Raw genomic sequence first — 12,388 nt, forward strand, 5'->3', positions numbered from 1 at the left:
TTTTTCAGAAAGTTTAACGTCCAAACTAAGCTATTTTTCATTTTCGTTTTCCGACTCAGCCATTTTCTCTTCAATATTTACCTTTTCTTCTTTCCACCAAATTGCCTCATGAGGATTCTCTAAAATCTCTGCAATTTCATGTTTTTCCTCGACTGCCGGTGCCGAGCCCCGCAGCGCTTTTCCGGTAGTTTCCTTCACAAAAAACATGGTGACTAAACCAATTAGGCAAGCAGCCATAATATAATATGCTGGAACCATCTTGTTATCTGTCACTTTAATAAGCCACGCCAAAACCAATGGGGTTGTTCCACCAAATAAAGAAACGGAAATATTAAACGTAATGGCCAGTGCAACATATCTTACTTGTGTAAAAAACAAAGAAGGCAGCATGGACGGCATTGTTGCTTCAAAGGTAGCTAATAGAATAGCCAAAATCATCAGGCCCAAAAAAACTGTCAAATTACTTCCACTTTCAATCATCTTAAACGATGGAATGGACAGAAGAATTACCCCTATCAAACCTCCTAAAATAATGCGCTTATTTCCAATCCGATCACTAAAATAACCCATAAGTAAAACAATCGGAATCATAATAAACATAACAATTAGAATCAACAAAAGACCCTTTGTTTCTTCATAACCGAGGACTACATTTAAATAAGATGGCATATACGATAACAACATATAGTCCACAACATTAAAAAATAAAACTAATACCATTCCTTTAAGCAGCTGCGGCCAATGAAAAACAAACACTTTTTTTATTAACCCTTTTTCATTTTCTTTGTTTTTTTCTTCATTCATTGCTTCGAAGACAGGAGTCTCCTCCAAGTTATTTCTCAAATATAGACCAATAAGACCTATCGGTGCCGCAATGAAAAACGGAATACGCCATCCCCAATCCAGCATTTTATCCGGTCCAAGCAAAAAACTCAGAAGCGTCACCACGGCGGAACCCGCAATATATCCAACTAATGTTCCCACTTCTAACCCGCTCGATAAAAAACCTCTTTTCTTGTCGGGTGAAGATTCCGCGATAAACGTCATGGCACCAGAATATTCACCGCCTGCGGAAAATCCCTGAACTAATCTGGCTAAAAGCAAGAGGATAGGAGCCAGATTTCCAATCTTTGCATAGCTCGGAATCAATCCTATACATAATGTAGCTAAAGACATTAACACTAATGTGATGGTTAATATTTTTTTCCGACCTAATTTATCACCCAACATACCAAAAAACATTCCGCCTAGAGGACGAACGATAAACGCCACGGCAAAAGTAGCAAACGAATAAACTATTTGGAGTGGCCCAGTCACACCTGAAAAGAACACCTTTCCTATCGTTACAGCCAAATAAGAGTAAATTCCAAAATCAAACCACTCCATTGTATTTCCAAGTGCTGTTGCTATTACTGCCTTTTTTGCTGCATCTGTATCTACAATGGTAATATCATCTTTTTTTAATCTTCTTTTTGACTTTTTTCTAGATCCCGGCCATTTTTCCACATTATCAACCAATTGTCTCACCTAAATTCCTTTTGAAAATCAAATCATAATGTTATTTTGAGCTGGCTTCACCATTGCTATTCAGAAAAGAAATCTTCATCATGTTTTTTAATTTAAGCTAATACTTCTTTACCTTTTCCTATATTGATTAAGTCAGGAACTGTTATACCCTGATTAAATCTATTGATTTAAAAACCGTCCAGACGGTACAATAAAATAAAAAGTGTTCATTTTATCTGGAGGGTTTCAGGTGGATTCCAAAGCAGAATTGAAGCGTCAACTTATTTTAGACACTGCCAAACAAATTATTCTTGATCACGACTTTCACGCTTTAACATTAGATGCTGTTGCAAAACAAGCTGGTATTAGCAAAGGCGGATTGCTATATCATTTTCCCAATAAAGATGCCTTAATAAAGGGGTTGGCTGCATATATTTTTGAGGAGGTTTGCGTGAACTTCCATAAATATGCTGAGAACGATTCAAATAAAAAGGGAAAATGGACTCGTGCATTTATCGAAGCCTCAAAACATGACTTAGAGCATAATGCTGCATTAAATATCGGCGTTTTTGCTGCTTCATTATTAGACCCTGAAGTATCTAAAAATATATCCGACGGCTACCAATCCATCCTTGCTAGACTGGAACAAGATGGCATCAATCCTTTAACTGCGACTATTATTCGCTTGGCATTAGATGGACTTTATTACTCACAAATGTTACATATAGCTCCTTTGGATAAAGAGCGGCAAAATGAAGTAATTCAGCAATTAGTTCGTATGACAAGGGAGGATTCATGATGTATGCTTATGGACTTTTGCTCCTGGCGATTCTAAGTGAAGTATTCGGAAGCTCTATGCTGAAAGCAACAAATGGTTTTAAAAAACTTTTACCTTCTATAGGAGTTGTATTAGGATATGGAATTGCATTTTTCACTTTATCTTTAAGTCTAAAATCATTGCCGCTTGGAACGGCTTATGCTATTTGGGCTGGAGTAGGAACAGCATTAACGGCAATAGTAGGTACAGTCGTGTATAAAGAAAGATTTAATCTAAAAAAAGTATTTGGGCTGCTATTCATTATCTCTGGAGTTGTTTTATTAAATTTCAGCGGTGCCCATTCATAATAAATGAAAAGGAGAAATCTCAGATGAATGGTTATATTACTTTGGCTATTTCTATTATCAGTGAAGTATTTGCCACCACCATGCTCAAAATGTCTGATGGATTTACCATATTATTACCCTCAATAGGAGTAATTGTCGGGTATGCACTTTCATTTTATTCGATAAGTATTTCCCTTAAAACGATTCCACTAAGTTTGGCTTATGCCATTTGGTCAGGAGTAGGAACAGCACTAACTGCATTAATTGGGGTATTAATATGGGGTGAACTTTTTAACACGCTTATGCTATCTGGAATTATCTTAATTATTGGTGGCGTTATACTATTGAATACCTCTAACAAAACGGAAACAGCAAAAGAAACTTCTAAGTAATGGGTTCCTTGCTGTTTCCCTTTTCTAAATAAACATTGTATATAGTATCGTCCTACCCTATGAAAACAACTGCATCCTTTCGCTGAAATGCCTGTGGGAGTTTTTCTTGTATTCCCTGTATTCTTTCTAACATTTTTTCTCTTGCTTCCTTGTCTACTAAATTTATTTCCGCCCATCTTTTTATTTGCATAAGTTCCTCCACGATAGTAGAGACATCCTCCTCTTCAACCTCAACACCTACTACAAAGAGGTCTGTCCATTGTAAGCCTAGTGATTCTATAGCAGGTATCCAAAATTCTTTAAAAAAGGACTCTGTTGCAACTGGAATGTAAAAATACTTTTCAACATCATTTTGTGGCTCAAGTATAAATGCACCAATCGTCATAATCTAATTTCCTCCGAATCATATAACAGATTCATTTTACATACATGTATTACTTTTTTTCCTGAGCAACCTTCCAGCCATTCAATCGAATCCAATCTAAACGGTACGTTGGCTCATTCAGTTCAGTCATATTGTACATAAATTTTACCATAAGAATTTTTTATTAAGAAAAATATCCCTTAATAATAGACAGATTACTCGCTTACTATTAGGGATATTTCGAATAAACCACGGCAATTATTTTACGACGAGAACATCCATCTCCGCATTTTTCATGATCGTTTCACTTACACTGCCTACCAAAAGTTTTTTCAAAAGACCTTTTCCACTGTTCCCAACAATAATTAAGTCAACATGCTGCTCTAAGGCAAAATCACATATATCTGTACTAGGCTTGCCATCTAGTGTTTTAAATTCCGCTGGAACACCCTGATGATTTAAAAAAGACCTCGCGTGATTCATAATTTCCTCAGTGGAATCATATATAATCTCCTCTGTATTTTGGGAAAGCTCATCCTCCCGGAACATAATTCGAGCAGGATAAACACCTCCGTCTGGTCTAGGACCAATCGGATAATTTAAATGATAATGATCAAAACTTAGTTCATTTGTATATTCTTGAATGACATGCGCTACCGTAATCTTACAGTCAGAATCCATGGAATAAATTTGTGCAGCTCTTTCTAATGCTTTCATACTGTCCTTAGAATCATCAAAACCAATAAGGATATGCTTATACATTTTTATCTCCCTTTCATTTTCTGACTTTCTAACTTTATACCCGTATTTCTTGTATAAAAACATAATAGAATCGAACTAGTATTTGTAAGTATCATTCGACCGGAATACATTACTGGAGCAGGAAATTAGGTAAGTTCCCAAAAATAAAAAGAGATCGAATCCCAAAAATAGGACCCGATCATCACGAGCTTAGCAATTCTTTTATTCATCCAAAATGGATGTTCTTTTCTTTTTTATTTGTTTCGATTTTCTGTTGCAAGTGCCTCAGCAGCAATGCAAAGATAATAGGATAACCCCTTTTGCTGTTGCTCGAGCATAGTCCGATGAAAGTCATCCGCTAGAAAAAAGCGGGCTTGCTCCGCAAAAATGGAGGTATCCATTTTATGACCATGATGATTTAAAAAATCTAGATGCTGCAAAATAAGCTGTTGCACCTTCTTATCATCAAACCTTAACCCTTCCCTGAGTGCGCTCGCCATGTTATCCATAAAATACTTTGCTTCAATTGCTGATTCATTCATATCATTCACATCTATTGAATTTCCCTCAAGGACATCATAGTTGTATTTTTCCTTAAGATACTCCCTTTGTTCTAATAAAGCATTTTCCCATTCTTTTTCAGTGTTAAACCCTTTAAACATTTCTTGCTGGTCCATTGCTTCTCCTTTCCTGGCATGTGCAATCGATTGATCAAGTGTTTGCATGAGCTCTTCTAATCTTTCTTTGCGAGCAGCAATTAATTGTCTTTGCTCAAACAAGATCGATAATCGATCAGGCTCATCGTCCAATATTTGCTTTATTTTTTTGAGAGGAAAATCCAGTTCACGATAAAATAGAATTTGCTGCAATCTTTCCAGTTCTTTCATCCCATAAAGGCGATAGCCGGCTTCACTCACCTCACATGGTAATAAAAGTCCTATCTTGTGATAATAGTGCAGTGTTTTGATTGTCACTTTTGCCAAATCTGATAATTCTTTTACCGTGTACATTATATCCACCTCACTTATAACTTTAAGGGCTCCTCTTTGAGGAGGGTCAATAGTATTTTGTAACTTTTTACGTTATTTTCGAGAAACTGAAAGAAGTAGATCCCTGTCTATTTTTTTCCTTAATTAAAAGTCCTAATTCCTTTATTAAAAAGTACTAATATCGCAATGAAAACAATGGCGGAACTAAAGGCAATTAATGTTGTAATTTCCCCAATGCCTTCCGCTACCCAGCCTGTTAACAGATAACCAGCCGGCAACAATGCAACGGTACCTAACATATCCAAACTTGCGACTCTACCAAATTTCTCTTCCGGAACAAGTTCCTGAAGACTTGTTTCCCAAATGAGACCGCCAAGCATATTGCAGGCTCCAATTAAAAACATCAGCAGCATGAGAAAAGGAACACTTGCAAAAACAGGTAAAAGCAGAAGAGATAGACCGCTTATCGCGACACTGGAATAGGTAAGAACCCCTCTTTTATTCCACTTTTTGCGCAATCCAAACATGATCCCACAGACAATCGCCCCAGCCCCAGATGCTGAAATCACCAGCCCAAACACAGTAGGCTCAAATTTGTAATGGACATTGATCAACCATGGAAGTAAAACCTTCATAATGCCACCCCAAAAAATGTTAATCAAAGAAAAAACAAGAATAGAGATCCACAGCCATGTCTGTTGCTTTACCACTTCAATTCCTTCAAAAAAGTCTTTTTTTAATGAACTTTTAGCAGTCGGTTGAATCACATCACTTTGAAAACTTAACCTTCTCAGCGTTAATAAAAAAAGGAATGAAATAATGTAAGTAACTGCATCTATTCCAAATCCCCAGGCTGCAGAGAATGCAGAAACGATAATTCCTCCGAGGATGGGACCAAATATTTTCAATCCTTGCATCATTACTTGAGTCAGGGAATTTGCCGCATTGCGGATTTCTTTTGTAAAAACCTTTGCCCTTACCCCTGAATAGGAAGGCTGAAAAAAACTCTCCATGACTCCCATAAAAAACATGATGATAAATAAAGACATCATATTTAATTGATTCAAAAACGTAATAATGGAAAGAGTCAGCATTAAAGCGAATCTTACAAAGTCTACAATAAGCATCACTTTCACTTTATTCATTTTATCAACCAATACACCCGAAATTGGCAAGAGCAAAATAATTGGCACCATATAAATGGCCATGACCGTTCCCATCATGGCCGCAGATTTTGATTCCCGTAAGACCACAATTGGCAATATTACATTCGTAATGGAACTCCCTAACAATGAAAAAATTTGTCCAAATAACAAGGCGGTAAACTGTGGCGACTGTTGAAAAAGTTGAAAAAATGTTACTTTTCTATTCCTTTGCTGCACTTTAACAAACCCCATCCTACCCTCTCCTTCCGCTTTAAAATGACAATGTACCGGCCGGTTACTAAAATATAGAATATTTTTTAAATTAAATATAGACTTATAATATTTTTTCATTTATACTATTAATATGAAAAATAAGGTATTTACCTTTTTTATTTACAGAACGCATAAAGAGAACATATGTTCTATATAAAAAAGACGCTCTAAAAAAAGAGCGTCTTTTTTGATAAAAGTACAACTTCGGATTTTTCTCAGGTTTAACATACTGTCATTTATACACTTTAAATAACCAATCTTACATGAAACTTACTTATATCCATTAACGAAGTATCCAATCGTTTCGAGCTCTTCCTCGTTTAAACATCTTTGCAACTGTACAGACATGTCATCAGCAATCGCTTCCCCGTCACCCTTATACTTTCCTGTAAGAAGAGCCGTGTTTTTGAGAAATTGGAGGTGTAATTGAAATTCTTCTTTCGTTAATGGGGCATTATGATGGGATAAGAAAATAAACTCCGCGTCGTCATATTTTTCAATGCTATCAACAAGCTGAAGGGTTTTCTCCATGGTATAATTCCATTCATCCGCATATAAATTTGCATACAAACAATCCCCTAAAAATAGAACCTTTTCTTCGGGAATATAGATAATGCTAGAATCATCGGCATGGTCTCCGCCTACATGTTCGATGGTACAAGTCACTCCGCCTAAATGGATTGTCATTCGATGATGGAATGTAAGATCAGGAAGAGGAAGAACGATATCCCGCTGATTCCCAAGCTCTTTCTTCATCGCATTGGCACAAAATGGAATTTCTGTTCCTTCTTTTACACGTTTATCAAGATCTCTATCCTCCCAAGATAGAGTTTGTAATTCTTTAATTTTGTTATATGTTTCTTCATGGCAAATCTTCGGCATATGCATTTCGCGCATTCCAAATACATGATCCCAGTGCCAATGTGTGAGGACAAGCCAGTCTCCCCTCATCTGATATTCCTCTAGTTGTTCAAGAAACAACCTGGCATGAGTGGAGGAGTTTCCTGCATCAATAAGAAGTGTTTTCTCATCTCCCTTTACAGCAAGTAGAATGGGACGATCTGTTTCCTGGTAAGGTGGTAGATATACAAGGCGATTTGAAATTCGTATTAATTTCTGCAAATCTTTGTCTCCTAACTCGAGTGTTTTTCTCTAACTAAAAGCGCAACTGCCTCACAGTGCATCGTCTGCGGAAACATGTCCACTGGCTGCACTTCAACTGTTGTATATCCTCCATCCTCCAATATCCTTAAATCCCTTGCCAATGTAGCAGGATTACAAGATACATAAACGACCTTTTCCGGCTTCATTTCCATGATGGTTTGGAGCAATGTTTCGTCACAGCCTTTTCGTGGCGGGTCGACCACAAGAACGTCTGCTATTACTCCATCCTCGTACCATTTTGGAATGACTTTTTCAGCTTCCCCAACTGCAAATTCCACATTTTCAATTCCGTTTAGTTTGGCATTTCGCTTTGCATCTTCAATTGCCTCTGGTACGATTTCAACTCCGTATACTTTCTTGGCTTTTTGAGCTAAGAAAAGGGATATAGTACCGATTCCGCAATACGCATCAATGACGGTTTCTTCCCCATTTAATCCTGCATATTTTAGTGCTTGATCGTAAAGGACCTTTGTTTGCTCAGGATTAACCTGGTAAAAAGAGCGGGCTGAGATGGCAAACTTTATGTTACCAATATAATCGTAGATGAATTCGTCTCCCCAAAGGACTTTTGTTTCATCTCCAAAAATTACATTTGTTCTCTTTGGATTGATATTTTGAACAATTGATTTTATATCGGGATTAGAATCGATTATTTCTTGTATTAATTGGTTTTGATTTGGGAGATTAGGGGTACGAGTAATCAGTACAACCATGATTTCACCTGTTTTGATCCCGTAACGTGCCATGATATGACGTAAAGTCCCTTTGTGAGTTTGTTCATTGTATGCTTGAACCCCATACTTTTCACAAATACGTTTGACACTTTGAATGACTTTATCATTTTTTTCCTGCTGAATGAGGCAGGCTTCCATATCAATAATATCGTGGCTTCGTTTTTGATAAAATCCTGCGATTAATCCGCCCTCTCGTTCACCGACTGGAACTTGTGCTTTATTCCGATATTTCCAAGGATCTTCCATTCCCAGGACAGGATGAACAACGACATTTTCCAGTTTTCCGATACGAGTCAGCACTTCCTTGACTTGTTTATGCTTTGCTTTTAGCTGGCCGGGATAGCTTAAATGTTGAAGCTGGCAGCCACCGCATTCCTTATAGATTGGACAATCAGGTTCTACACGATCCGGACTTTTTTCATATAGATCTATGAGGCGGCCAAAACCATAGCCTTTATTTACTTTCACTACTTTAATTTTTGCTTTTTCACCGGGTAAGCAATTGGGAACAAAGAGCGGATATCCGTCTACCTTTGCTACTCCATTTCCTTCGTGGGTTAAATCTTCAAACTTTACATCTATATATTCGTTTTTTTGAACTGGAACTTGATTGGTCATAGATTGTCTTCCTTTAATTTTTGATGAAATGATTGTACCATAACAAAGAGTTCATTGCTAAATTGAGAAGTTTTTGGTATCTTTTCTACCTATCTCATCGTTTCACTTAAAATAAATTATATAGACAGTTTGCAAAACTTTAGATTCTACATATACTAATGGATTGCAACAGGAATAATGTATAACCTAATCCCAAACTAGAAAATATAAGTATTTTAAATCAAATTCCTTTAAATCAACTATTCAATGAAAGGGAATATAACATGAAAACTTATTTAACGAAAATTTTAGTAATAGTAAGCACTCTTTTTCTAATAACAGGGTGTGGAATGAAAAACGAAAAACCAATAAAAAATAATGCAGATCCCGTTCAAGAAGAACTTAATAGATTGTCTTTATCTGAAAAGATTGGACAGATGATTATTGGCGGATTTGAGGGGACTAGCGTAACGACTGATGCTGCCGATCTCATAAAAGAATACAAATTAGGTGGGCTAATCCTTTTTGGTACAAATATAAAAAGCGAGACCCAATTGGTGAACTTAACAAATGCGCTGAAAACAGCTAATTCCAATAATAAGGTACCTCTTTTTATCTCCACTGACCAGGAAGGCGGGAGAGTTAACCGTATGCCTGCATCAATAATAAACACCCCACGCGCAAGATCAATCGGAGAAACAAATAATGAAAAATATGCGTATAATATCGGAAACGTAATTGCAAATGAGTTAACATCTTTTGGGTTCAACGTCGATTTTGCTCCTGTGCTAGACATACAGAGTAATCCTAAAAACACCGTAATTGGCGATCGTTCATTTGGTTCCAATTCAAATATTGTCTCTAAACAGGGAGCAGCTATGATGAAGGGAATTCGTTCTGGAAACATCATTCCGGTAGTCAAGCATTTTCCCGGACACGGAGATACTTCTATTGACTCTCATTTAGCGCTTCCAGTAGTGAATAAAGATTTAGCTAGTTTAAATAAATTGGAACTAATACCGTTCCGAAATGCCTTTAAAAACAATGCAGATATGGTAATGGTTGCCCATATATTGATGAAAAAATTAGATTCTAAGTATCCAGCTTCTATGTCTAAAACGGTTATTACAGGGCTTTTACGAAAGCAACTAGGTTTCGATGGAGTTGTTATAACAGACGACATGACAATGGGAGCGATTGCTAAACACTATAATCTAAAAGATGCAGCTGTGAAGGCAGTAAATGCCGGAAGTGATATGATTCTAGTTGGACACGGAAAAGAAAATGTTAGTACTGTATACAACAGTCTATACAAAGCGGCCAAAAATCACACCATTTCCGAAAGCACCATTAATAAGAGTGTCTACAGGATTTTATCCCTTAAGCGAAAATATAAACTTACGAATAATAAAGTTCCATCTGTCAATATAACGAAGCTGAATGCACAAATTAAGAAAGCTATTTCAACTGGTTCCTCTACAACTGGTTCAACAAAAAATATTCTTCTCCATGATATTGCTTCGAAAGCGAAAAAGAGAGAAATCATAAATGCTGAGTTTCACCTTGGAAGCACAATAGATACCGTTAGAAAAGAATGGGGAGAAGAGGAAAAACGCGATTATGTAGCAGCAGCTAAAGGGACGTACAGCACTTACAGCAAAAAACATGTAGTCGTTGCATATAATAAAGAGCGACTATTATTTGAAATCCGGTCCTTTGATCCCAAGTTGAAAAATTTAACCCTTATTGATATAAAAAATTACTTTGGTTCACCAATCTCAGATGTTACAACTGAAAATAGCGAAGAAATACTCAGCTATTCGCATGGTGCTTATGCGTTGAAATTTGTCTTTTCTATTAACAGTCAAAACGCAGTATTAGATCACTACTCTGTTTACAGTCCGCCTAAATAGCGTAAAACATCGAATGACTTACAGCCATAAAATAGAGACGAATTCATCTGGAATTTGTCTCTATTTGTACTGTTTTTTAATCAATTGTTATTGCTTCATAATCTCCTGTTTCAAATAATAAAATGCCTCCTCTGCACTCATAGAGCTTTGGCTCTTGTCTATTCGATTTCTGATGGCGACTGATTGATTTTCAACCTCTTTGTCTCCTACCACAAGCATATAAGGGATTTTTTGTTTTTCGGCTTCCCTTATTTTTAAGCCTATTTTTTCATCCCTTTCGTCAACGTCTACTCGTACACCCGCTAATTCCAGCATTGATTTAATGGAATAAGCGTAGTCCTTATGAGGTTCAGCGATTGGAAGTACTTTCACTTGAACTGGTGCAAGCCAGAGCGGGAAATCACCTGCAAAGTGTTCTATCAAAATGGCCATAAACCGCTCAATGGAGCCATAGATCGCTCGATGGATCAATACAGGACGATGCAGTTTGCCATCTTCCCCGACATAGGAACAATTAAATTTTTCCGGCATTTGAAAATCTAGCTGTACTGTTCCGCATTGCCAGCTTCGTCCAAGTGAATCTAATATATGGAAGTCAATTTTCGGGCCATAAAAGGCACCATCCCCTGGATTAACTTGATAGTTTAGTTCTTTTTCTTTTAAAACAGACTCCAATGCCAGTTCTGCTTGATCCCACATCTCTATAGAGCCCATAAACTCATCCGGACGAGTAGAAAGCTCTATTTTATACTCAAAACCAAAATGGGAGTATATCTCATCAATTAAATCTAAAACCTTTCCAATTTCCGCTTCGATTTGATTGTTTCTAACAAAGATATGGGCGTCATCCTGAGTAAAGGACCGAACTCTTAGCAAACCATTTAATGAACCAGATAATTCATGACGGTGAACCAAACCTAATTCTGCGTAACGGATAGGCAGTTCACGGTAGCTTCTTTTTTTATGATTAAAAATTAAAATAGCCCCCGGACAGTTCATCGGTTTTATAGCATAGCGCTGCTGGTCTACATCGGAAAAATACATATTTTCATGATAATGATCCCAATGACCTGACTGCTCCCAGAGCTCCTGCTTCATCATAATCGGTGTTTTGATTTCTTGATAGCCAGCTTTTTGATGCTTTTTCCTCCAATAATTTTCTAACTCGTTGCGAAGTACCATCCCGTTTGGTAAAAGAAATGGCATTCCCGGAGCCTCTTCCATGGATGCAAACAGTTCTAACTCTTGACCTAATTTGCGATGATTTCTCTTTTCCACTTCAATCTGCATTGACATTTTCATTCCTCCTAAAAGTTTATATAAAAAAAAACACACTTCATCCTCTAAAGGGACGAGTGTGTCGTGGTTCCACCCTAATTCCATAAAACACATTAAATATGCTTTATGCTTAAGTAAAAATAACGGTTCTCCCGATGATGGTTATTCTGCTCCCCGCATTTCCCCAT

General features: G+C 37.0%; 12 protein-coding genes. 4 read left to right on the plus strand and 8 right to left on the minus strand.

Annotation, left to right across the window (positions count from 1 at the left end; genetic code table 11):
• Positions 1-30: 30 nt before the first annotated feature.
• Entirely contained in the window at positions 31-1,518 is a 1,488-nt protein-coding gene (gene proP / locus NSQ59_RS24640) for a glycine betaine/L-proline transporter ProP (RefSeq protein WP_055741773.1), read from the minus strand.
• Positions 1,519-1,756: 238 nt separating this feature from the next.
• On the opposite strand from proP, the gene NSQ59_RS24645 reads away from it, so the two are divergent.
• The 3 genes from NSQ59_RS24645 to NSQ59_RS24655 are packed head-to-tail and all read left to right on the plus strand — an operon-like array spanning position 1,757 to position 3,002.
• Complete coding sequence (locus NSQ59_RS24645) at positions 1,757-2,305, plus strand: TetR/AcrR family transcriptional regulator (protein WP_055741772.1); 549 nt, start codon at positions 1,757-1,759, stop codon at positions 2,303-2,305.
• Entirely contained in the window at positions 2,305-2,631 is a 327-nt protein-coding gene (locus NSQ59_RS24650) for a DMT family transporter (protein ID WP_055741771.1), read from the plus strand. The genes NSQ59_RS24645 and NSQ59_RS24650 overlap by 1 nt, the downstream gene beginning before the upstream one ends.
• A gap of 23 nt (positions 2,632-2,654) precedes the next feature.
• Positions 2,655-3,002 (plus strand): DMT family transporter, encoded by a 348-nt coding sequence (locus NSQ59_RS24655; protein WP_055741770.1) that lies wholly within the window; start codon positions 2,655-2,657, stop codon positions 3,000-3,002.
• 52 nt (positions 3,003-3,054) lie between these two features.
• On the opposite strand, the gene NSQ59_RS24660 is transcribed toward NSQ59_RS24655, so the two are convergent.
• The 6 genes from NSQ59_RS24660 to rlmD form a co-directional block, all read right to left on the minus strand.
• Positions 3,055-3,387: a hypothetical protein gene (locus tag NSQ59_RS24660; RefSeq protein ID WP_055741769.1), complete on the minus strand. Its 333-nt coding sequence runs from the start codon at positions 3,385-3,387 to the stop codon at positions 3,055-3,057.
• A 237-nt stretch (positions 3,388-3,624) separates the two neighbouring features.
• Complete coding sequence (locus tag NSQ59_RS24665) at positions 3,625-4,128, minus strand: universal stress protein (RefSeq protein WP_055741768.1); 504 nt, start codon at positions 4,126-4,128, stop codon at positions 3,625-3,627.
• Between the two features lie 233 nt (positions 4,129-4,361).
• On the minus strand, positions 4,362-5,120 hold the full coding sequence (locus NSQ59_RS24670) for a MerR family transcriptional regulator (RefSeq protein WP_055741891.1): 759 nt from the start codon (positions 5,118-5,120) through the stop codon (positions 4,362-4,364).
• A 116-nt stretch (positions 5,121-5,236) separates the two neighbouring features.
• Positions 5,237-6,493, minus strand: a complete 1,257-nt coding sequence (locus NSQ59_RS24675) for an MFS transporter (RefSeq protein WP_055741767.1) — start codon at positions 6,491-6,493, stop codon at positions 5,237-5,239.
• Between the two features lie 291 nt (positions 6,494-6,784).
• Positions 6,785-7,636: an MBL fold metallo-hydrolase gene (locus NSQ59_RS24680; protein WP_055741766.1), complete on the minus strand. Its 852-nt coding sequence runs from the start codon at positions 7,634-7,636 to the stop codon at positions 6,785-6,787.
• A gap of 11 nt (positions 7,637-7,647) precedes the next feature.
• Positions 7,648-9,030, minus strand: a complete 1,383-nt coding sequence (gene rlmD / locus NSQ59_RS24685; protein WP_055741765.1) for a 23S rRNA (uracil(1939)-C(5))-methyltransferase RlmD — start codon at positions 9,028-9,030, stop codon at positions 7,648-7,650.
• Between the two features lie 263 nt (positions 9,031-9,293).
• Between rlmD and nagZ the strand changes: the two genes are divergently transcribed.
• Positions 9,294-10,922 carry a beta-N-acetylhexosaminidase gene (gene nagZ / locus NSQ59_RS24690; protein ID WP_083489492.1) on the plus strand — a complete coding sequence of 543 codons (1,629 nt, stop codon included), beginning with the start codon at positions 9,294-9,296 and terminating at the stop codon, positions 10,920-10,922.
• 87 nt (positions 10,923-11,009) lie between these two features.
• Here nagZ and thrS read toward each other — a convergent pair whose 3' ends face one another.
• The gene (gene thrS / locus NSQ59_RS24695; protein WP_055741764.1) at positions 11,010-12,218 is read right to left on the minus strand and encodes a threonine--tRNA ligase; all 1,209 of its coding nucleotides are present in this window, start codon (positions 12,216-12,218) and stop codon (positions 11,010-11,012) included.
• Positions 12,219-12,388: the final 170 nt, after the last annotated feature.

The sequence above is a fragment of the Margalitia sp. FSL K6-0131 genome (genome assembly GCF_038008735.1).
In the GTDB taxonomy this organism is placed as follows: Bacteria; Bacillota; Bacilli; order Bacillales; family Bacillaceae_C; genus Margalitia; species Margalitia shackletonii.

What these genes read in the sequence shown, in the direction of transcription:
- thrS (WP_055741764.1), bottom strand. Translation starts at nt 12,218, where the DNA reads ATGTCAATGCAGATTGAAGTGGAAAAGAGAAATCATCGCAAATTAGGT.
- nagZ (WP_083489492.1), top strand. Translation starts at nt 9,294, where the DNA reads ATGAAAACTTATTTAACGAAAATTTTAGTAATAGTAAGCACTCTTTTT.
- NSQ59_RS24655 (WP_055741770.1), top strand. Translation starts at nt 2,655, where the DNA reads ATGAATGGTTATATTACTTTGGCTATTTCTATTATCAGTGAAGTATTT.
- rlmD (WP_055741765.1), bottom strand. Translation starts at nt 9,030, where the DNA reads ATGACCAATCAAGTTCCAGTTCAAAAAAACGAATATATAGATGTAAAG.
- NSQ59_RS24665 (WP_055741768.1), bottom strand. Translation starts at nt 4,128, where the DNA reads ATGTATAAGCATATCCTTATTGGTTTTGATGATTCTAAGGACAGTATG.
- NSQ59_RS24650 (WP_055741771.1), top strand. Translation starts at nt 2,305, where the DNA reads ATGTATGCTTATGGACTTTTGCTCCTGGCGATTCTAAGTGAAGTATTC.
- NSQ59_RS24675 (WP_055741767.1), bottom strand. Translation starts at nt 6,493, where the DNA reads ATGGGGTTTGTTAAAGTGCAGCAAAGGAATAGAAAAGTAACATTTTTT.
- NSQ59_RS24660 (WP_055741769.1), bottom strand. Translation starts at nt 3,387, where the DNA reads ATGACGATTGGTGCATTTATACTTGAGCCACAAAATGATGTTGAAAAG.